A 19,916-nucleotide genomic window follows, 5' to 3' on the forward strand; every position below is an offset into this window, starting at 1 on the left:
CGTGCGGCAGAGGGGTGTTTTTTTATTGCAACCAGCCCTTAATGGAACTTCTCAATCTCGCTCCGCAATTCGGACATCAGCCCATTTAGAGATTCAGCCGAGGTTACAACCTTACCCATCAGATTCCGCTGTTCAGTTGAAGCCTCTGCAACCATCTCGGCACTTTCCGCAGAATCCCTTGCAATGATCAGCATATCAGAGATGGAAGCCGTAATCTCTTCCGTCCCGGCCGACATTTGCTCGTTGATGGCAGATACATCCTGAATCTGCAAGGAAACCTCGCGGATGGAAGAACGGATATGGTTGAACGATTCGCCCACATTTTTCATTTTCCCCATACCGTCACCGATTTCAACTACGCTCTTCTCCATAGAGACCGCAGCATTCTTGGTGGATTCTTGAATCTGGCGGATCAGTTCAACAATGTTCACGATGGCTCCGCCCGTGCGCTCAGCCAGCTTCTTCACTTCGTTCGCTACAACTCCGAAGCCGCGCCCGTGCTCGCCTGCTCTGGCAGCTTCAATAGAAGCATTAAGCGATAATAACCCCGTCTGATTGGAGATTTCCGAGATCACATCCACGATCTGTCCAATCTGCTCTGATTGACCGGTCAGGTTGTTGATCAGCTCTGAAGTCTTCCCCGCAGTAGTGCTGATTACTGTCATCTGCTCAAGTGTAGCCTGGATCTCCAGATAACCGTTCTCTACCTCGGTACTGACCGTTTCCGCCTGATCTGATACACTGACCGAGGATTCGGCAATTCTCTGCAGTCCGATAGCCATCTCTTCTGTGGCTCTTGCCGCCTGCTCCGAACCTCTGAATTGCTCCTCCATGCCCCTTGCTACTTCCTGGACCACGGTCTCGATCTCCGCCGAAGTATTGGAGGTCTGATTGGCATACTTCAGCACACCTTCTCCAGAGACAGCCACTTGGGCGACTGTAGCATCGATTTTGCCGACAATTCCGGCCAGGCTTGCAATCATATCATTGATGCTCTGGCTCATCTGGCCAATCTCATCCCCGGAACGCACTGCCACCCGATCACTCAGATGACCCTCTGCCACCCGTCTCATTACACCGGAGATCGCTACTATCGGCTTCACAATCAAGCGGGTAAGATATAGGGAAATACCGATAACAACGAGCATAACTATAACAACGAATATCAGGGAGATGGTCTGGGCCGAAGTTACTTTGGCTGTAATCTCACTCTTTGGAACGCTGATCAGCAGCTTCCAGTCTGTGCTGGGGATCGTACGGAAATAGGTGATGACCTGCTTCCCGTCTTCGCCCTTGTAGGTCTCCGAACCCTTGTCGTTTGCCAGTATATTCTTGTAGGCTTCCTTCATTTCCGGCGTTCCGGCATAGTCCGCAATGTTCTTCCCGATCCGGTCCGGATCCGAAGAGGTATAATAATTACCTTGTCCTGAAATCACATATCCATAACCGGTTTCGGCTACATGGATGTTCTTGCTCATCTCCGTCAGAATATCAGGTGTTACCGAGAAGGCGATGCCTCCGGCGAATTGATTGTCTTTGTCCACTGCCGGAACGAAGACCGGAATGATATTTTTATTCAGCTGCTCCAAAAAAGACATATCGGCTACAGCCGGTGCATGGCTCGTCTTGGCTTCCTGGAAATACGCCTCTCCGCTGACATCGGCGGTAAGATTAAGGGAATTCGACAATATCCCTTCCTTATTAATGACACTGTAGCCTTCGGACTGTCTGTCGCTGTCTTCCAGCACCTTGACTACCGGGAATATAGTGGCCGGCTGTGCAGTGTCGAATTCAGGATGCATGGCCATCAGTTCCTGTACCGCAGATGTTTTGGAGTTTATCCATTCATCGATCCGTGTAGTATTCATCTCCAGGATACTCTCAGCCAGCTCCTCACTGTCCGCCCGGGTCACGCCCCCAAAGTATTGCATGAAAAAGAGGGTCGCTCCCAGCAGAGGTACAATGGCCACTGCTAAAATGACCAACGACCACTTTTTCTGCAGAGAACCAGTTTTTCCATTGTTTGCATTCATTTTCATTTTTGACCACAAGCCTGCCTTCTTCACCGAATGTCCCCCCAGAAAACCGTTGTAATCTTCCATATGCTGTAAATATATAATGATATATCGGCATAAATAGACAAAAAACATTATACATCCAATAAAAAATAAGCCTCAGGACCCAAAATTTAGGATCATGATGACTTATTTTTTCATAATTATTTCGTAATTTATAAATCAGAATCCGGCAATAGTAGTGAATTTATAAATATGGCAGCTGAGCATTATCCTGATTTCGGAGGCTGCAATGCACGCATACTGTTGAGCACGGCAAGCACGGTTACCCCGACATCGGAGAATACGGCCTCCCACATGGTGGCAATTCCGAACGCTCCCAGCAGCAGGAAGACGGCCTTGACCCCCAGCGCAAAAATAATATTCTGCCACACAATGGTCCGCGTGCGCTTGGCAATGCCGATAGCGGCGGCAATCTTCGAGGGTTCATCCGTCATTATTACAATGTCTGCCGCTTCAATGGCCGCATCGGAGCCAAGTCCGCCCATGGCGATCCCGACATCGGCTCTAGCCAGCACCGGAGTATCATTAATCCCGTCTCCGACAAAAATAATCTTCTCCTTCGGTCCCTTCTCCCGCTCCAGCCGTTCAATCGCTTCGACCTTATCTCCGGGCAGCAGCTCCGCATGAATCTCCTGAATGCCCAGCTGTCTGCCGACGGACTCGGCTACAGATGCAGCATCGCCGGTCAGCATGACGGTCTTGCGGATTCCCAGCGCGCTCAGCTCCTGGATGGCCCGCTGTGCATCCTCTTTCACTTCATCCGCAATAACGATATAACCTGCATACTGCTTATCGACAGCAATATGAACCACTGTGCCGCTCTGCTGCGGGATAGGGCTTGCAATCCCCTCCCGTTCCATCAGCCTTGCATTCCCGGCGAGTACTGCCTTGCCTTCGACTGTGACAGCAATGCCGTGGCCGGAAATTTCATTATAGTCCGTGATGGCTTCTCCAGGGATTACCTCCCCGTAAGCAGAGCGGATCGATTCGGCAATCGGATGACTGGAATGGCTCTCGGCATAAGCGGCAATCCGCAGCAATTCCTGCGGGGTGAATCCTTCCGCCGGATAATTCCCGGTCACGCTGAATTGCCCTTTGGTCAAGGTTCCCGTCTTATCAAATACAACAACCTTCACATCATTTAATGCTTCCAGGAAATTGCTGCCCTTGACCAGAATCCCGTTCCGCGAAGCGGCCCCGATACCGCCGAAGAATCCGAGCGGGATCGATACCACAAGCGCACAGGGACAAGAAATAACAAGAAAGACGAGCGCACGGTATATCCAGTCCGAGAACGTGGCTCCGCTGAGTACCAGCGGTGGAACCACCGCCAGCAGCAGGGCTGTTATCACTACTACCGGCGTATAGGCACGGGCGAATTTCGTGATGAAGTTCTCTGTCTTCGCTTTATTATTGGTCGCATTCTGCACCAGCTCCAGAATCTGCGAGACTGCCGATTCGCCGAAATCCTTGGTCACCTCAATGGTAACCACACCATTGCGGTTAATGAATCCGCTCAGCACTTGGCTGCCCGGCTGGGTTGACCGGGGTACGGATTCACCGGTCAGCGCCGAGGTATCCATCATCGCGCTGCCTTCCAGAATGATGCCATCCAGCGGTACCTTCTCGCCCGGCTTAACCACGATGCTGTCTCCAACTGCTACCTCTTCCGGCGAGACCTTGCGCAGATTACCGCCTTCCTTCAAGTAGGCAAATTCCGGCCGGATATCCATCAGCGCTGTAATCGAACGGCGTGAACGGTTCACCGCCATCCCCTGGAACAGCTCACCTACCTGATAGAAGAGCATAACCGCAACGCCTTCCGGATACTCTCCGATGGCAAAAGCCCCGATGGTCGCCAGCGCCATCAGGAAATTCTCATCAAACACCTGGCCGCGGATAATATTCCGCGCGGCAGACCAGACTACCTCACCGCCCACGATAAGATACGCTGCCAGGAAGATTAACAGTTCCGCGATTCCACTGACCGGGAGGAACATCCCGGCAGCAGCCAGAACGGCTCCACCGGCCAAACGCAGCAGGATTCTGCGCGTACCGCCTTCCCCGTGCTCATGGCTGTGGCCGTGACTGTGGTCATGACCGTGCTCAGCGGCAGAGGGATGACTATGGGTATGCTCCGCAGCCGCATGGGCATGACCGTGTATGTCATCCTGGGCATGACTATGCGGCTCTCCGCCCGGATGGTCATGCTCTTGACCCTGAGTAGCTACGCGGCGTACCTGGCCTGGGCTGCCAGCAGCCAGCGGCTTCTTGACCGCCCGCGAAGCGGTGACTTCACGCAGCTTCACATGCGGTTCAAGTGCAGTGACAGTATGCTGCGCCTGTTCAGCTACTTCTTCTGCAGCAGAAGCAGCGGTCTCCAGCGTCATGGTCTTCATCGCAAAGTTCACGGAACAGGAAGATACCCCTTCGATCTTCTTGACCTTATTCTCAATCTTCATGGCGCAATTCGCGCAGTCCAGACCCTCGAGTACCCATTTACGCTTCACATTACCTTGTACCGTATTCAAATGACTCATCTCCCTTGGTAAAACCTATATATGAGTATTTGTTCATATGTTAACTTACACATATTATATTCCCCTGAAACTTACAGTGTCAATGCACCTCGCGCATAGTTTTTGGCTTTTTCATGAAAAATAACAATTCAAACAACGTTAAATAAAACTTATATAGCTTGAATTGGAGAAGATGCGGCATACCTGTAATTGAAGCGATAGGGATTTATTGCGACAACTAGCTCTGAAACGAAAATAAACTTGCTGCAAACCCTTGTAAATTACCTTCAGCCGTCATAATATTAACATATGAGCAATCATTCATATGTTAACTGAAAAGAGGTTTTACCCATGAATCATTCTAAAAATTCCGGCACGACAACGCAGAATGGGGCACCTGATGGTAAGGATGCGGGGCATTCGGGGCATTCGGGGCATTCGGGGCATTCGGGGCATTCGGGGCATTCAACCCACTCAAACTACTCAGATCAATCAGAGCAGCATCAGCACAGTGAGCATGGAAATGGCGGACAGCTGCACAATGGACATCAGCACAGTGAGCATGAGAACGGCGGAGACCTGCACAACGGGCATCAGCACAGCGAGCATGGGAACGGCAAAGACCCGCACAACGGGCACAAGGCTGCGGATCATTCCCATTCACACCCACACTCACACTCACACTCACACTCACACTCACACTCTCATTCTCATGCACCGGATAATAAGAAAGGTCTGCTGATCGCCTTAATTATCACCGGCGGCATTATGTTTCTCGAATTCTTCGGCGGCCTTGTCACCGGCAGTCTGGCCCTGTTATCTGACTCCGGGCATATGCTTAGCGATACCGCCTCGCTGGCACTGAGTCTGGTTGCGATGATTATTGCCGCGAAGCCGCCGTCATCGAAGAACTCCTACGGGTTCTTCCGGTTTGAGATTATGGCAGCCTTGTTCAACGGGGTGACGCTGTTTGTTATCGCCGGCTTTATTATGTGGGAGGCGTACCAGCGCTTCTTCTCGCCTCCGGCTGTTGCCAGCGGAACCATGATGGTGATTGCCGCTGTCGGACTGCTGGCCAATCTCATCAGCGCCTGGTCGCTGATGCGCAAGAGCGAAGCTAAAGACAACATCAATATCCGGAGCGCTTATCTGCATATTATGGGCGATGCCCTCGGCTCCGTCGGCGCCCTGATTGCCGGCCTTATCATGAATCTGTTCTCCTGGTACGTCGCAGATCCTATCATCAGCGTGCTGGTTGCCCTTCTCATCCTGCGCAGCGCCTGGGGCGTTATCAGACAGGCCTTTCATATTCTTATGGAAGGTACTCCGCTCACGGTGAATATACGTGATGTGCAGGAAACATTGCTGGGAATCGAAGGGGTCCTTGATGTGCATGACCTGCATATCTGGACGATTACCTCCGGATTGGATGCACTCAGCGGCCATCTGCTGATCGGGGATCATACTGACCACCAGCAGGTGCTGCAGCAGGCACTTAAGGTTGTGGAAGACAAATTCGGCATTCACCACACTACCCTGCAGATTGAGAATACTTCCTTGAAGCATAGGGAGCTTCCTGTGTAATTGGGAGGCTTTTGCCGGACAGGGCATAATTGTTGTACATATTGCAACTTGGGTTCATAGAGACCAGGGTGTAGGGGACTAATGTTGTATGAAATGCAAGAATATTCCCGCTAATCCGCCTGGAAGAGGAAGAATCCTGCATTATGTACAACAATTTTCAATTAGCGCCGTTTTACTGAGCGGAATGTTGTATTTCATACAGGATTTAGCTCGAAGCAGTTCATTCATTCACCCCGTAATACAAGAAGGGAATGTCACCGAGCAGCATATCACAGCTGCCGGGACATTCCCTTGTTCATGTTCAGGGTCATCTATTCATGCCGGATATGCTCATGGGTCTGCAGGAAGATCTGCTCCACATGTGCATCATTCAGCGAGTAAAATACAGTCTTGCCTTCCTTGCGGCGTTTCACAATCCGCAGATTGCGCAAGTAACGGAGCTGGTGGGAAACAGCGGACTGTCCCATATCCAGGATCGACGACAAGTCATGGACACATAACTCTTGTTGGGATAAAGCGTAAATGAGCCTTACTCTGGTCGGATCGCCGAGTGCCTTGAACATCTCCGCCATCTTGTCTGTAGTCCCGCGGTCAGGCAGGATCAATGCCATAGATTCCGGTTCCAGCTCGGAACCATTGCATGTGTTGTCGCATTCTTCAAGTGCCGCTGGCTCCATGCTCTCGCCCTCCTCCATATGCTTATCCGGCTTCACCGGCCGTTAATAGTTACTTCTACGATTAATTATAGAAAAAACTGCGGTCAATGTCCATGGAGAGAAATGTAGAACAGGAGAGACAGCACATAACTCGTATAAGCAGAAGCAAACTATAAGTTAGAAATATCAGCATACTCACACGCACAAATATTATATCCTACTCCGTAATACCCCGGCCTTTATACCGCTTTACGCCAAAAGAAGAACAACCCCGCTCCCAGAAATAACGCCAGGCTTCCGGACACTACAATCATCAAGCTCTCCAAAGGTAGGTTGAAGGCGCCGAACCGGTCCTCCCCGAAAGGCGACATGGCAAGCATCGGCTGCACCCATGGATAATACGGCCCGTATGCAGCTGAGTTCGCGATCAGGATATTGGGGATGGTGAAGCAGACATTCAGTGCAAGCGGCGCGCCAAAGCTGCTCCAGCCCTGGGATACGGCCAGCTGCAGCGCAGCCAGCGGCAGGCAGGCGAACCAGCCGCCGAACAGGCTGGTCAGCAACAGTTCCCAGGGAATCGCTCCTTCTGCACCGCGGTACAATCCCATCCCTAGCAGAGCTGCAAGAAACAACAGCTGCACAGCAGCCAGGAGCGCCATAACCATTGTATATTTGGCCAGGTATACCGAGGTCCGTCTAACCGGCAAGGCAAGCAGCAGCTTCCAGCCGCCGTCACTATGCTCATTACGGCAGATCAGAGCCGCAAAGATGCCCGAGAGCACCGGAAGGAATAACATGGCGTGAATAACCGACATGGCACTGAGCAACACCTGCCAGGTGAATACCCCGTCCGGCTGCCGGTCTGCGACAGCCCCGACGGCCAAAGCGATCAGCGGGCTGATCAGCACCAGCAGCCAGACCCAGGACCCCGACATCTTCAGCCGCTCCGCAGACATAATCCGCATGAATGGTCTCATCTTCAGGCCACATCCTTTCGGGCGAAATGCAGGGCTCCCGGCAGCAGCACTATGACTCCAAGGAGCAGGCCTGCTCCGCTGAATAACCAAGGGTGCTTAGCATTCCAGGCCAGGGAAGGCCAGGATAACGGAATCCACTCGGAGAGGAATACCGAGAACAGGCTGAGCAGCGACAATGTCATACCCAGAGATACAGGAAGCGTCTGGTTACGGCTGGACAAGGACAGCCACAGCTGCAGCACAATGACAGGCATAGCCGCTGCGTAAGAAGCAAATCCTATCCGCAGGACATCCGTATAAGGAATGGGCTGCATACTGAATCCGAGCAGCAGACCCAGGAAGACGGTCCCTGCCGACAGCAGGAGACAAGACACCACAAGCAGCATCAGGCAGATCAGCAGCTTGGACATGAACACAGCCGTACGCGAGACAGGCAACGCCAGCAGCTGCTTCCACGAACTCGTCTGATGCTCGATATTTGCAATCAGCGAGCAGACCAGTGTCCCGCCGAGATACAAGGCTACCGGTACGAAATCGGAGACATTGCGAAGCAGGCCTCCCCACAAATCCGCCTGGTATTGTTCCCGCAGATAATCATAGCGGAGCCCGAAATTCACTCCCTGCATGGCAATCAGGCCGACCGGTCCGAGGAACACCAGGAACCATAAGCCTTTGCCGCGGATCTTGAGCCAGTCCGCCGACAGCGCACGCCACATCATGATTGCCCTCCCCCCACCACCTGCAGGAAGAATTCCTCCAGCGATTGTCTGTGCTCTTCCACTCTGTAGACCGCATGGCCGTCTTCGACCAGCTCTTTGACCAGGAGCGATACTCTGGCATCACTCATCCGGGGCAGGATCAGCCTTCCCTCCTGCAGCTCACCGCCGCACCCGCGCCGCAGTGCAGTCACCAGCGCAGCTTCCGGCTCCGATACCGCCAGGCTCAGATTGCCTGCCGCCTGCTCCTGCAGATGGGCAATCGTATCCTGATAGACCATCTGCCCCTCACGGATAATGCCGACGGTTCCGGCCATTTGCTCGATTTCGCTCAGCAGATGGCTGGATACCAGGACCGTAATTCCCTGCTCTTCCGGCAACCGCTTAATCAGTGAGCGGATTTCCTGAATGCCCGACGGGTCCAGCCCGTTGGTCGGTTCATCCAGAATCAGCAGCTCCGGACTGCCGAGCAGCGCAGCGGCAATGCCCAGCCGCTGCTTCATGCCCAGCGAGAAGCCTTTGACCGGCCGTTTCTCTTCCCCGGTAAGCGAGACAATATCCAGCACCTCGGCAATGCGCGGCTTCGGCACATCCAGAATCCGGCGGATTGCCTCCAGGTTGTCCAGGGCACTCAGATGCCCGTAATAGGAAGGGGACTCCACCAGAGAGCCTACTTTGCGCAGGATTTGCAGTTTGTTCCGGCGCAGCTCCCGGCCAAAAATTTCGATACTGCCGGAGGTCGGCTTAATCAGACCCAGCAGCATACGGATCGTTGTTGTTTTGCCGGCGCCGTTCGGACCGAGGAATCCATAGATTTCCCCTTGTCTGATATTCAGATTCAGTTCCTTCACGGCCGCACGGCCACGGTATTCCTTAAGCAGAGCTCTTGTTTCTATTACTGTATCCTTCATTCTCTTCACCTCGGTATTCAGCATAACGTCCCAAGGTTAAAAGCGCGGAAGCAGCAAGTTTAAATTTTGTTTAAATTTTCCGGTCCGGCAGCCGCTTCCAGATTGTAATCTCGGTGCCCTGCCCCGTACTCTCCATACTCCATTCCAGCTCCATCCGCTTCAGCAGCAGATCAACAATGGACAGGCCAAGGCCCGCTCCTTTGGAATCGGTACTCCCGTCCAGGCCGCCGCCATGGTCCGAGATTACAAGGACACGGTTACCGCCACGGATTTCCGTAAATATCCCTACATACAGACCGCTGCGCGCATGACGCAGAATATTCTGGAACAGGTTATCCAGCACCCTGCGGAACCAGCTGACATCAACATTCCAGTAGAGCGGCGCTGCCTCCAGATCAATCTCAATCTGATACCCCTCCTTCTCCCAGAGCGGATACCAGGCCGCAGCGCTCTCACGCAGCAGTCTAAGCACATCCTTCTGCTCCAGCTGGAGCGTCATCCGTCCGCTGTTCAGCAGATTATAGGCCAGCAGATTGTCAATCAGCCCTCCGAGACTCTCGATCCGCTGATCCATCAGCTCAAGGGATTCCTGGCCGCGAGCCGATAAATCCTCCTTGCCCAGCACATGCAGGTGGCTGCGGATCACGGTGAGCGGAGTCCGCAGATCATGTGACAGGTCGGCAACCAGGCGCTTGCGCAGGCCCTCTTCTTCCGTCTCTCTGGAGCGGCTGGCGGCAAGCTCTGTCACCATCGTATTGAATGCCTCTTCAAGCCGCCCGATTTCATCAGGCTTGCCCGGAATAACCACCTTAGGAAGACCTTCACGTCCGGTAAAAACCATAGCGGTCTGCAGCCGCAGCAGTCTTCTGCGGATCATAATGAAGAAGAACCAGGAGCTGACGACGAAGACGATCAAGAATACCAGCATCGTAATCGAATACCACCTATCCAGCCCTGGGGCATATTTCCCATTCCTGATTTCTTCCGGAATCTGCATGACCATGAAGCCTTCTCCGGCTTCAGCCTGATCCCCTACAAAAGCAACAATCGCCAGTGGTTTAAGCGCCATGCTGTCCTTCATGAAGGATATTGCCTCGACGGCGCCCCAATAAGCAGGGATATCCCGTGCCGCCTGTCCATCCTGCAGCAGCTGAGGACCCGAGGGCTCTGTAACCAGCTGTGTTCTGCCCTCGTTATCTACCCAGAATATTCTGGCCAGATGGTAGGTTTCACTGAGTGTCCGGAGCCGCTGAGTGATACCCTTAGGCGGCTGGTCAAGGAGCCTGCGCGCTTCCTCATGCCACATGATCTCCAGCTTATCGACACTGGAATACAGCGCATACTCCTTGGGAGGCGCTTCATGGGTGAGTCCGCCAAAGATACTGTACAGCATAACAGTCAATGGAACGATAACGGGGATAAACAACAACGCGGCCAAAAGAATGAGCAGATACCGGAAGAGCAGGGAACGGCGCAGAGATTGGAAACGCCCCGCCCTCTTCATCCTCTCACCCGGTAACCGATACCCCTGACCGTCTCAATAATCTCCGGCGCAGCCGGATCAAGCTCCAGCTTCTCGCGCAGATAACGGATATGTACCATAAGTGTCTTGTCGCCTTCAATATAACTCTCTCCCCAGACCGCTTCATAGATCTGCTCCTTGGTCAGAACCTGCCCAAGATGCCGCAGCAGGTAAGAGAAGATCTGGAACTGCTTGCCTGTAAGCATAATCTCCCGCCCGCTCGCAGCTTCCATAACCACACTGCTGCCCGGCCTGACCACCAGATGCTTAAGCATCATGGGAGCAGGTGCAGCAGTGCCGCTTCTTCTTAACAGGACCTCCATTCTGGCTGCCAGCTCATCGGGATGAAACGGCTTGGTCAGATAATCATCGGCGAAATCCAGTCCTTGTAGCTTATCGTCAATGGAGGTGCGTGCAGAGAGCATCAGGATCGGCGTCTCCGGATAGGCCCGCTTCAGCCGTTGACCGACGGTGAACCCGTCAAGTCCCGGCAGCATCACATCCAGTATCACCAGCTGGCAGCCCTCAGCCGCTTCCAGTGCGCCTTCTCCGCTCTCCAGCCAGCGGACAGCATACTCCCGTTCCCGCAGATCCGCAGATACTGCGTTGCCAATCTCACGGTCATCTTCTACATATAGTACTGTAACACCCATGCAGAGCTTCTCCCCTCTCTCCTTCAAATAACATAACAAATCCCCGGAAACAGGCAGTGTTCAAGGCTGCGCTCCGGGGAGAATGGATCTTGCTGATTCAGGCACTGAATCCGAAATGTGCCGGCGGCTTCTCTTCCGGCTTCCCGAAGAGATACCCCTGCCCCAGATCCATGCCGAGGTCACGGCAGAAGAGAAACTCCTCCCGGCGCTCGATTCCCTCGGCGAGCACCTTTGCACCGAAATCCCCTGCCCGGGAGATAATATCCCGCAGAACGTTCTGCTTGTCCTTATTCTGATCGCAGAAGCTGATCAAATCACGGTCGATTTTGACATAATCGGGCTGCAGGCTGGACATCACTTCTACAGTCGAATACCCCGCTCCGACATCATCCAGCGCAACCAGCATACCCTGCTGGCGGTATTCGGCAAAAATGGCGCGGAGATGCGGCATATCGTTTATTTTTTCCGTTTCCACCACTTCAAATACATAATCCTCCGGATTCTGATCCAGCCGCTGAATCGTCTCGAACGTATGCGTGAGACAATACTTGGGATTATAAATAGAGGAGGGCAGGAAGTTAATGAACCGCTTGATGCCCTTCGGCAGCATTCTTGTACTTGTCTCAATGGCTGAAATCCTGGCTGCGCGGTCAAGAAAGGAATGGAATCCTGTACGCCGGGCAATCTCAAACAGCTCATACGGCTGAAAATGATTCCCTTGCGGCAGCGGCCGCAGCAGCATTTCAAAGCCAATGATCTCTTCGGAGAAATTCACAATCGGCTGCATGTGGCTGCAGAAATCATGGCTCATAATAATCGAAACCAGATTCCCGCTGGAAAAGCGGACCTTCAGCTGCTCAAGAGTCAGCCAGCGCTCCAGAGAAATGCGGGCTCCTCTGCCCTTAATACACAAAGACAAGGAGATCTGCTGCTGCTCCTCGAATACCTCCAGCTGTCCTAACAGCTCCAGCAAATCTTCTTTGCAGCGGTAGGGAATGATACAGGTCCTGCTTGTCCCGAATACTTCATATCCTGCATTCCTTACCGCAGCGGCAAGCGGAACAGAATAGGGGCGCAGCTTCAGCTCCCCTTCATCTTCAATCGGGTCTATGTCAGCGCAGTCAACACAATTCATGGCAATCGCCTCCGCCTCAGGATGTCAAAATACTGAGGCAAGTATAGCATGATTTCCCATGTTCCATCTATTATTTACGGACATGCACAAGTGGAAACGCCTTTGCCGTCCTTTTTAAAGGACGGTACCGTTTCAGCGGGAAATAGAAGGATAAGTTGTCGTGTGAAACCTGTAACTTCTTATATTTGCACAACGCGGCAAGGCCCTTCCCGAACCCTAAGGCTCAGGAAAGGCCTGATCATAAACATTACCTCTATTATTATTAATGGACTGGGTCCTTTCAGTACCGCTGCTTACTTACTTGGATACCGCAGCAGCCCCCTGCCATACTCCGTGTTCCTTATTTTTGCCCATATATTCAATCCGTGTCGGGGAGAGCTCCAGGATTACATAATCGGGATCATCCGGTCCCTTGAACCATTGCTCCAAGGAAGTGTTCCATACTTTCGAACGCAAACCCTCATCTTTGGTGACAGCTACTGTAGCCTCAATCTCCAGCACATCCTTGCCGCCGCCCTGCTCGTAACCCAGCAGCAGACAAGCATTCGGATTATCCTTAAGCTCCTCTACCTTATGGGTCTTGCGGTTCGTAGCCAGATAAATGTTCAATCCGTCATGAAATACCGCCATATAACGCACCTTAGGTTTGTTGCCGGCTTCTATCGTGCCGAAGGACCCGAACTTGTTGTCATCCAGCACCTGTATGATCGTTTTCTCCAGCTCTTTGTTATCCATTGACGAGAAAGCTCCTTTCGAATTCATGTGAATATAAGTTTATATATTCACATCCGCAGTTTGGATTTATTATAAAAACTGTACTTATTATAGTGTACCCGTTCGGTTCATAATGAATCCCGGACTATGTTCATAAATTCACCCAGAAGGAGTCTTCTCCCCTTGAAAAAATTAATCTGGATCGGCTGTCTCTCCTATTTCGTCATCGGCCTTGCCCATGTGGTGCTGGGCTCTATTCTGCCTGTGCTGCTCCAGCATTATGACCGCAGCTACAGTGCCGGGGGCGAGCTGATCTTCAGCCAGTTCGGCGGCTTCCTCGCCGGTGTGCTGGTCTCGCCGCTGCTGAACCGCCGCTTCGGCAAACGCGGCGGCATCCTGATCGCCACCGGGCTGCTGGTCTGCGCCGAAACGGCGTACGCCTTCCTCCCGCCCTGGGGCTGGATGTACGTGATTGCGGTTGCCGCAGGCTTCGGCTTCGGCATGATCGAAGCCGTCATCGGCACGATTATTATCGCCGCGATCACCGAAGGGACGGCAATTGCCATGAGCCGGCTGGAGGTGCTGTTCGGTGTAGGCGCGCTGCTCATGCCACTGGCCGCAAGTCCGCTGATTGCCGCCGGCAGCTGGAGGCTGGCTTTTCTGATCGTTGCCGCCTTTTCTCTGGTTTCACTGCTCTTCTGGGCGAAGAGCAGCTTCGGTCCGCTCCAGCATGTGCTGGATGAGCAGCCGTCTGGCCCTGCCGCTGCCGCGGCCCCCGCAGACGCAACAGCAACCGCAACAGTACCCGCCGCCGGCAAATCCGGACGTCTGCCTTACAAGGGTAAACAGTGGGTATTGCTTGGCCTGTTCATCGTCTTCTTCTTTCTCTATGTAGGTACCGAGATGAGTCTGGTCAATTTCATGCCGGCGATCTTCATCGCCAAGCTCGGCATGAGCGAAGCGGCGGCAGCGCTGACGGTCACCTTCTTCTGGCTGGCTATGTCGGCGGGCAGACTATTCGCCGGTGTGGTTGCCGAGCGGATTTCCTACCGCATCTATGTGCTCATCAGTTGCTTCGCCGCTCTGCTGCTGCTGGTTATTTTCCCGTTCGCAGAGCACCGGATTGCCGCATTCACCGTCATTCTGCTGCTCGGGCTGTTCATGTCCGGCATCTTCTCCATCGCCCTGGTCTTCGCAAGCAAGCTGCTGCCCGGTGCGGAGGAATCCACGCCAAGCATCATGATCGCCTCGGGCGGAATCGGCGGCGCGGTGCTGCCGCTGCTGACCGGCTGGTCCATGGATCATATGCAGGTGGCCCAGACATCGGGGCTTCTGGCCGCTTTTGCCGCCGTATTATTCCTGCTTAGCGTGGCCGCCTGGAAAATCGGGTAATATAGCAACGAGATTAATATCCTGTGAATAAGGACGGAACCCCTATATGGCTGAGCTGCACTCCGAGAGACCCGAACCCACACTGCATACTGCATTACTGCAATTCATTTTCCCCTTCTCCATCAAGGCCGGGCAGGACAAAGAGCTGATCGGGCGTCTGCAGCAGGGCGGATTTACGCGTTTTTTTCTTGATAACAAGGATCTTGAGCATGCTTATTACGGGGAGGGCTACTGCGTGTCTCATGAGAAAATGGAGCGCAGCTACCTGCCGTTTGCCGCTCATGTTCTCTTTCCGCGTGAGAAGGATGCTGATTCCTTCCGCCGCTTTTCCCGGGTGAACAATCTGCAGTGCCAGCTTGAAATGCCGTTTCAATCCGTGAATTTCCGCGTGCTGTCCACGGATGTGTTCCTGTGCCCGTTTGAGCTGGGCTTCCTGACTGTACGAGTAGCCATAGAGGAGGAGCACCTCACCTACAGCACTGCGCTGGAATTCGCTGACCGCTTCCGTACGCTGGAGGATGTGTCTTATCAGGATAAACAGACTTATATCCATTGTCATAAGAAGTCTTTCGGTCAAGTGGAGGATTTCGTGTTTAAGAATCTGGTTGCCGGGCTGGAGCCGTTTCTCGACCCTGCGGAGATCGATGGCGCGTATTTCGAGACCTTGCCTTTTTTCGTGGACGAACGGATGCTGGTCCAGGCTTTCTACGGCTTCAACCGCGGGGAAGAATCGGATGAGATCAGTATCGAGCTGCGCTACCGTGCCTCCCAGCTGGATGGGCTGAATATGGAGGGTAAACCTTATACCAGTGCCAGCGATCCCGAATATATCGAACAGTATACCTCTGAGCATTGCTACAGCCGCTGGGGGCCGGACACCTATTATATGACTAATGAGCAGACCTTCTGCTGCCTGAGCCGGGCCGAATCTGACATCGCCACCCAATTGATTAACCAGATGTACGGAGAGTATTATTACGGGCTGCTGCTGAGTATTTTTCATAAAATCGTGCTGCTGAAGCTGGCCAATCTGCATTCCCGGCTGCGCATCAACCACGATTATGACGAGATCGAGAATCTGATCTTCCTGATTAATAAGTTCTCGGCCAAATTCTACTTTCTGGAGCTGATTTCGCAGTCGCAGGGACGGGAGATCTTCTTCCAGCTGCGCAAGGTTTACGGCAATGACGCCCTGTTCGATGAAGTGAAGATGACCTTGAATGACCTGTTCCAGTATCAGGATAAATTCCAGGCCAAACGCCGGGATACGCTGCTGATGGTTCTGACTGTATTTACGGTAATAAGCGGGATTTACGGGATGAATCAGGTCATTGAGGACTTGAAGGCACCGATCGATTGGAGCAAAATGCTGGAGTACTCTGGGTTTGAGTACCTGGCGCTGTTCCTCACCTTCTCCGGGATCGCAGTCAGTCTGGGCCTGACGCTGAGGGAGGCGTGGAACGGATTACGAAGCCGCCGTAAGAAGCGGTTCTATGATAAGGATTGAGGGGCTGCCGGTGACGGCGGCTTTTTTTATTATTCACTTCACAAATCTTCTGAGTGATCTTCCCGCAGGCATGCGTAGTAATACATATACGACTTATTAGTGGGTAACTCATGAAAAGAAATGCCGGAGGTTCCTATGACGCGTAATGATCATGACAGCCTGGACTGGCCCGGCCGGTTCAGAACTAAAGATAAGCAAGCTCTCGCGGATGCCATCGACTTCTACGGACCCGATGTGCACAGACTGGTCCGGCGTATTCTGGCCGGCTGCGGGAGTGCAGAGGATGCCGAGGAATGTGTCAGCGATGTGTTTCTGGCGGCCTGGAACAATATCGGACGTTACGACCCGTCACGCGCTTCCTTCCGCACCTGGATATTCCTGCTCGCAAAATACAAGGCGCTGGATCTGAGGCGTAAATTGCAGCCGGGACTTGGCAGGACGCTGAACGAAGCAGCACTTAACATGCAGAGCGGGACCAACACCGAACAGGAATTTCTACAACGTGAGGCAACGGGGGAATTGCTCCGCTATATCGGGCAGCTCCGTGAACCGGACCGCAGCCTGTTTCTGCGCAGGTATTACCTATACGAGAGTCTGGATGAACTGGCTGCGGCCTTTGGCTTCAGTAAAAAAGCTGTCGAGAGCCGTCTGTACCGCTGCCGGACAATGCTGAAGCAGGCTATACATCTGACTGGCGAAGATGGAAAGGGGGAACTCGGGTCATGGTAAAGGATATGAACAGCGGCGAGAAAAGCATATTTGATCAGCTCGATCTTCTGGAATTCAGCGAGGCTGAACTTGCACTGGACGGATTACTGTCGGAGCCTGAGTCAAGCCCCGTACCCGGGTCTAAAGAAGAGATTGCTTCGCTTGAGCGGATCAAGAGCCGTACCCTCGACCTTATTCAGACTGAACCGGCGCCTGAACTGCCTGCTGCTGTCCGCAAGCCGCGGCGGCGGGCAGCTATTGGAGCGGCGGCGGCCGCGATCCTTATGGCCGCAGGCCTGCTGGCGTTCTCCCCTGACGTCCAGGCAGGTCTAAAGCAAGCCCTTAGCTTCCTGCCCGGCTTCGGTACGGTTCTGGAGAGCAGCCCGGGCAGTCAGCTTTATGTTCTGGAGAAGCCCTACACTGCTTCCATAGGCAAGGGAAAGCTGACAGTCAATGCCGTACTTCTGCAGGAGAACAGCGGGACCATTACGCTGCGTGGACAGCAGACTCCCGTCATTACTGAATTTCAGGCAGACATTGGAGGGGACCGTTATACCTTTACTTCCAATATGCGGTCTTCTGCATCCGGAGACTGGTATGCAAGCTACAGTGCTGCACTTCCCGGAAATTTGGAGCTTGAAACCGCTGAACCGGTTACTCTGTATATCAATGCAGCAGCAGTCGGGCCACTGGTGCTTCAAGCACCGGTGACCGCCGATGATCTGCAGCATTTAGGCGCAAGCGATGTGCACCAGGATGTGCGGATTACGGCTTTTCCGGTTCGTCTGGATGACGGACTTGTCCGCGTTGAATTAGTTCCGGCCCTTCCAGATTCGTTCTCCGCCGTCCATTCTTATTCACTGGAGCCGCTGGTATCCTGGAATGGCCTGTATGTCGAGAATGCAGAGGGAGTCAAAGCGAAGGTTGAACCTCCTTCAACCATGGTCTACCCGTCGGAGTTCTCGTTCCGGGAATTGGCATCAGCTGAAGAACAGTCTTACAGGGTCGTCATCCCTTACATCGAAATAGCGGAACGGAAGGCACTCTCCCGGGAGGTCGTTCTGCCGCTGCCCGCCAGCGGGGAGAGTGCGCCTCTCCACATTACCGCTGAGATCGCCGGTTACCCGGTAGAATTCACCCGCATTAAGCGCAGCAGCGGGACGGCTGTCAGCGTTGATGTGGATATGAATTTTGATCCCGAAGCGGCAAAGTCACTGACGCATTTCTTCATCCGCTATCCGGGTTCTGGGGACAAATATTCATACGGCTGGCAGGATACCGAGACATTCCCAAGAATCTTGAAGACTCTTCTTCTGGATGCAGAGCCCGGCGCGGATACGCTGCGTTTTAGAATGTCGGAGCCTCTATTCCTGCTCAAAGGCCCCTGGATTCTGCCGCTAAAGCTCGAAGATTAGGACGGGGAGACTGGACAACCGCAAGAGCGGCGTCTATAATACACCGTAAGAACATAGCAATACCCGTGAACTTCATAGAACCAGGGGTGCTGGAATTGGCCGGCTGAGATTGTATCCCACAAGATACTGACCCTTATACCTGATCTGGATAATGCCAGCGTAGGAATCTTCATTCAACCCCGAGCCCCTTCATGGGCCTGAAGTTGAACTCACCTTGCGCAAGTAACTGGCGTCCCGGTCTCCGGGGCGCTTTTTGGTATGGGTTACTCTGAATTTTGGAAGACTAGGGATTGCTGGAAGGAGAGAGAAGAGAAATGGGAGTCAAAAAAGTATTACCGCTGCTGCTCAGCTCTATGCTTGTGCTCGTGATGGCCGGATGCGGCAACGGGAACGTCAACCCGGGCAGCAATGCCGGAGGCAGCACACCTGCCGCCGGGAACAGCACCGCTGCACCTGAAGCAACCGCAGCCGCCAGTACCACCGACGCGCCTAAAGAATTGACCCCGGTTAAGATTGCGCTGGACTGGACGCCGAACACGAATCACACCGGCCTGTATACCGCCAAGGAGCTGGGATATTACGCGGAGGAAGGTCTTGACGTGGAGATCGTGCAGCCGGGTGCTGCCGGATCTGACACCATGGTTACTTCCGGTGAAGCCCAGTTTGGCATCAGTGCACAGGAGGCGCTCACCCTGGCCCGCCTGCAGGATGTGCCGCTCGTCTCCATCGCCGCTATCATTCAGCATAATACCTCCGGCTTTGCCGCTCCGAAGGACCGCAACATTAAGACGCCGAAAGACTTCGAAGGCAAAACCTACGGAGGCTGGGGCTCTCCAGCGGAAGAAGCAGCTATGAAAGCCATCATGGACCCCGATGGCGGAGACGTCTCCAAAGTGAAATTGGTGAATATCGGCGAAGCTGACTTCTTCACTGCGGTGAAACGCGATATCGACTTTGCCTGGATCTTCTACGCCTGGACCGGGATCGAAGCCGAGCTGCGCGGCGAGCCGCTGGATATGCTGTACCTGAAGGATTATGCGCCGCAGCTGGATTACTACACACCGGTGCTGACCACCAGTGAGAAGGAAATCGCCGAGCATCCGGAAGTGGTGAAGGCTTTCCTCAAAGCTACGTCGAAAGGTTACCAATACGCGATCGACCATCCGGAAGAAGCGGCCACGGTCCTGTCTGATGCCGTGCCTGATCTTGATCCCGAGCTGGTGCTGGCCAGCCAGAAATGGCTCAGCCCGAAATACAAGGACGATGCCGCCCGCTGGGGTGAGCAGAAGCTAGAAATCTGGCAGAATTATGCCGAGTGGATGTACGGCCTGAAGCTGCTGGACAAACCGCTCGATGCCGCAAGTACATTTACGAATGAATTTTTGCCGGAAGGCCCATAAACACCGGTTGGAATAGTACTGACACTAAC

At 53.5% G+C, this 19,916-nt stretch carries 17 protein-coding genes and 1 riboswitch; of the genes, 6 read left to right on the plus strand and 11 right to left on the minus strand.

Annotated features, from left to right (window positions below; all coding sequences use genetic code 11):
* Positions 1-38 precede the first annotated feature (38 nt).
* From NSU14_RS29705 to NSU14_RS29715, 3 genes are all read right to left on the minus strand, one after another.
* Positions 39-1,970 (minus strand): methyl-accepting chemotaxis protein, encoded by a 1,932-nt coding sequence (locus tag NSU14_RS29705; RefSeq protein WP_256703821.1) that lies wholly within the window; start codon positions 1,968-1,970, stop codon positions 39-41.
* A 314-nt stretch (positions 1,971-2,284) separates the two neighbouring features.
* On the minus strand, positions 2,285-4,609 hold the full coding sequence (locus NSU14_RS29710) for a heavy metal translocating P-type ATPase (RefSeq protein WP_076243555.1): 2,325 nt from the start codon (positions 4,607-4,609) through the stop codon (positions 2,285-2,287).
* Between the two features lie 480 nt (positions 4,610-5,089).
* Positions 5,090-5,251, minus strand: coding sequence for a hypothetical protein (locus NSU14_RS29715; RefSeq protein ID WP_340949048.1), 162 nt, complete (start codon positions 5,249-5,251; stop codon positions 5,090-5,092).
* Between NSU14_RS29715 and NSU14_RS29720 the strand changes: the two genes are divergently transcribed.
* Complete coding sequence (locus NSU14_RS29720) at positions 5,177-6,181, plus strand: cation diffusion facilitator family transporter (RefSeq protein ID WP_340949018.1); 1,005 nt, start codon at positions 5,177-5,179, stop codon at positions 6,179-6,181. The two genes, NSU14_RS29715 and NSU14_RS29720, sit on opposite strands and share 75 nt — an antisense overlap.
* Positions 6,182-6,492: 311 nt before the next feature.
* On the opposite strand, the gene NSU14_RS29725 is transcribed toward NSU14_RS29720, so the two are convergent.
* The 8 genes from NSU14_RS29725 to NSU14_RS29760 all read right to left on the minus strand — a co-directional run bounded on the left by NSU14_RS29725 (position 6,493) and on the right by NSU14_RS29760 (position 13,486).
* Entirely contained in the window at positions 6,493-6,858 is a 366-nt protein-coding gene (locus NSU14_RS29725) for an ArsR/SmtB family transcription factor (protein WP_039299548.1), read from the minus strand.
* Between the two features lie 218 nt (positions 6,859-7,076).
* Positions 7,077-7,814, minus strand: a complete 738-nt coding sequence (locus NSU14_RS29730) for an ABC transporter permease (protein ID WP_340948197.1) — start codon at positions 7,812-7,814, stop codon at positions 7,077-7,079.
* A 2-nt stretch (positions 7,815-7,816) separates the two neighbouring features.
* The gene (locus tag NSU14_RS29735; RefSeq protein ID WP_042133072.1) at positions 7,817-8,533 is read right to left on the minus strand and encodes an ABC transporter permease; all 717 of its coding nucleotides are present in this window, start codon (positions 8,531-8,533) and stop codon (positions 7,817-7,819) included.
* On the minus strand, positions 8,530-9,441 hold the full coding sequence (locus tag NSU14_RS29740) for an ABC transporter ATP-binding protein (protein ID WP_042133070.1): 912 nt from the start codon (positions 9,439-9,441) through the stop codon (positions 8,530-8,532). The genes NSU14_RS29735 and NSU14_RS29740 overlap by 4 nt, the downstream gene beginning before the upstream one ends.
* 70 nt (positions 9,442-9,511) lie before the next feature.
* Positions 9,512-10,945 (minus strand): sensor histidine kinase, encoded by a 1,434-nt coding sequence (locus tag NSU14_RS29745; RefSeq protein WP_076243553.1) that lies wholly within the window; start codon positions 10,943-10,945, stop codon positions 9,512-9,514.
* Positions 10,942-11,616, minus strand: a complete 675-nt coding sequence (locus NSU14_RS29750; RefSeq protein ID WP_042133066.1) for a response regulator transcription factor — start codon at positions 11,614-11,616, stop codon at positions 10,942-10,944. The genes NSU14_RS29745 and NSU14_RS29750 overlap by 4 nt, the downstream gene beginning before the upstream one ends.
* 97 nt (positions 11,617-11,713) lie before the next feature.
* Complete coding sequence (locus NSU14_RS29755; protein WP_076243552.1) at positions 11,714-12,751, minus strand: EAL domain-containing protein; 1,038 nt, start codon at positions 12,749-12,751, stop codon at positions 11,714-11,716.
* Between the two features lie 297 nt (positions 12,752-13,048).
* Positions 13,049-13,486 carry a pyridoxamine 5'-phosphate oxidase family protein gene (locus NSU14_RS29760; protein WP_042133062.1) on the minus strand — a complete coding sequence of 146 codons (438 nt, stop codon included), beginning with the start codon at positions 13,484-13,486 and terminating at the stop codon, positions 13,049-13,051.
* A 162-nt stretch (positions 13,487-13,648) separates the two neighbouring features.
* Here NSU14_RS29760 and NSU14_RS29765 point away from each other — a divergent pair, with 162 nt between their 5' ends.
* The 5 genes from NSU14_RS29765 (at position 13,649) to NSU14_RS29785 (ending at position 19,887) form a co-directional block, all read left to right on the plus strand.
* Positions 13,649-14,857 (plus strand): MFS transporter, encoded by a 1,209-nt coding sequence (locus NSU14_RS29765; protein WP_076243551.1) that lies wholly within the window; start codon positions 13,649-13,651, stop codon positions 14,855-14,857.
* Between the two features lie 46 nt (positions 14,858-14,903).
* A complete protein-coding gene (locus NSU14_RS29770) occupies positions 14,904-16,364 on the plus strand; it encodes a hypothetical protein (RefSeq protein WP_340948201.1) in 1,461 nt (486 codons plus the stop codon).
* A 135-nt stretch (positions 16,365-16,499) separates the two neighbouring features.
* Positions 16,500-17,093, plus strand: a complete 594-nt coding sequence (locus NSU14_RS29775; RefSeq protein ID WP_042133057.1) for a sigma-70 family RNA polymerase sigma factor — start codon at positions 16,500-16,502, stop codon at positions 17,091-17,093.
* Positions 17,087-18,487 (plus strand): hypothetical protein, encoded by a 1,401-nt coding sequence (locus NSU14_RS29780; protein WP_340948202.1) that lies wholly within the window; start codon positions 17,087-17,089, stop codon positions 18,485-18,487. Before NSU14_RS29775 ends, NSU14_RS29780 begins: the two co-directional genes overlap by 7 nt.
* Positions 18,488-18,559: 72 nt before the next feature.
* Positions 18,560-18,670: riboswitch (TPP riboswitch) on the plus strand.
* Between the two features lie 131 nt (positions 18,671-18,801).
* A complete protein-coding gene (locus NSU14_RS29785) occupies positions 18,802-19,887 on the plus strand; it encodes an ABC transporter substrate-binding protein (RefSeq protein WP_042133051.1) in 1,086 nt (361 codons plus the stop codon).
* The last annotated feature ends 29 nt before the right edge of the window (positions 19,888-19,916 follow it).

The organism is Paenibacillus sp. FSL R10-2771 (genome assembly GCF_038000205.1).
Taxonomy (GTDB): domain Bacteria; phylum Bacillota; class Bacilli; order Paenibacillales; family Paenibacillaceae; genus Paenibacillus_AQ; species Paenibacillus_AQ phytohabitans.

Excerpts from the sequence above, each read along its gene's own strand:
- NSU14_RS29715 (WP_340949048.1), bottom strand. The coding sequence starts at position 5,251 with ATGATCCGCAGCCTTGTGCCCGTTGTGCGGGTCTTTGCCGTTCCCATG.
- NSU14_RS29780 (WP_340948202.1), top strand. The coding sequence starts at position 17,087 with ATGGTAAAGGATATGAACAGCGGCGAGAAAAGCATATTTGATCAGCTC.
- NSU14_RS29740 (WP_042133070.1), bottom strand. The coding sequence starts at position 9,441 with ATGAAGGATACAGTAATAGAAACAAGAGCTCTGCTTAAGGAATACCGT.
- NSU14_RS29725 (WP_039299548.1), bottom strand. The coding sequence starts at position 6,858 with ATGGAGCCAGCGGCACTTGAAGAATGCGACAACACATGCAATGGTTCC.
- NSU14_RS29730 (WP_340948197.1), bottom strand. The coding sequence starts at position 7,814 with ATGAGACCATTCATGCGGATTATGTCTGCGGAGCGGCTGAAGATGTCG.
- NSU14_RS29770 (WP_340948201.1), top strand. The coding sequence starts at position 14,904 with ATGGCTGAGCTGCACTCCGAGAGACCCGAACCCACACTGCATACTGCA.
- NSU14_RS29755 (WP_076243552.1), bottom strand. The coding sequence starts at position 12,751 with ATGAATTGTGTTGACTGCGCTGACATAGACCCGATTGAAGATGAAGGG.
- NSU14_RS29735 (WP_042133072.1), bottom strand. The coding sequence starts at position 8,533 with ATGATGTGGCGTGCGCTGTCGGCGGACTGGCTCAAGATCCGCGGCAAA.
- NSU14_RS29760 (WP_042133062.1), bottom strand. The coding sequence starts at position 13,486 with ATGGATAACAAAGAGCTGGAGAAAACGATCATACAGGTGCTGGATGAC.
- NSU14_RS29775 (WP_042133057.1), top strand. The coding sequence starts at position 16,500 with ATGACGCGTAATGATCATGACAGCCTGGACTGGCCCGGCCGGTTCAGA.
- NSU14_RS29785 (WP_042133051.1), top strand. The coding sequence starts at position 18,802 with ATGGGAGTCAAAAAAGTATTACCGCTGCTGCTCAGCTCTATGCTTGTG.
- NSU14_RS29750 (WP_042133066.1), bottom strand. The coding sequence starts at position 11,616 with ATGGGTGTTACAGTACTATATGTAGAAGATGACCGTGAGATTGGCAAC.
- NSU14_RS29745 (WP_076243553.1), bottom strand. The coding sequence starts at position 10,945 with ATGAAGAGGGCGGGGCGTTTCCAATCTCTGCGCCGTTCCCTGCTCTTC.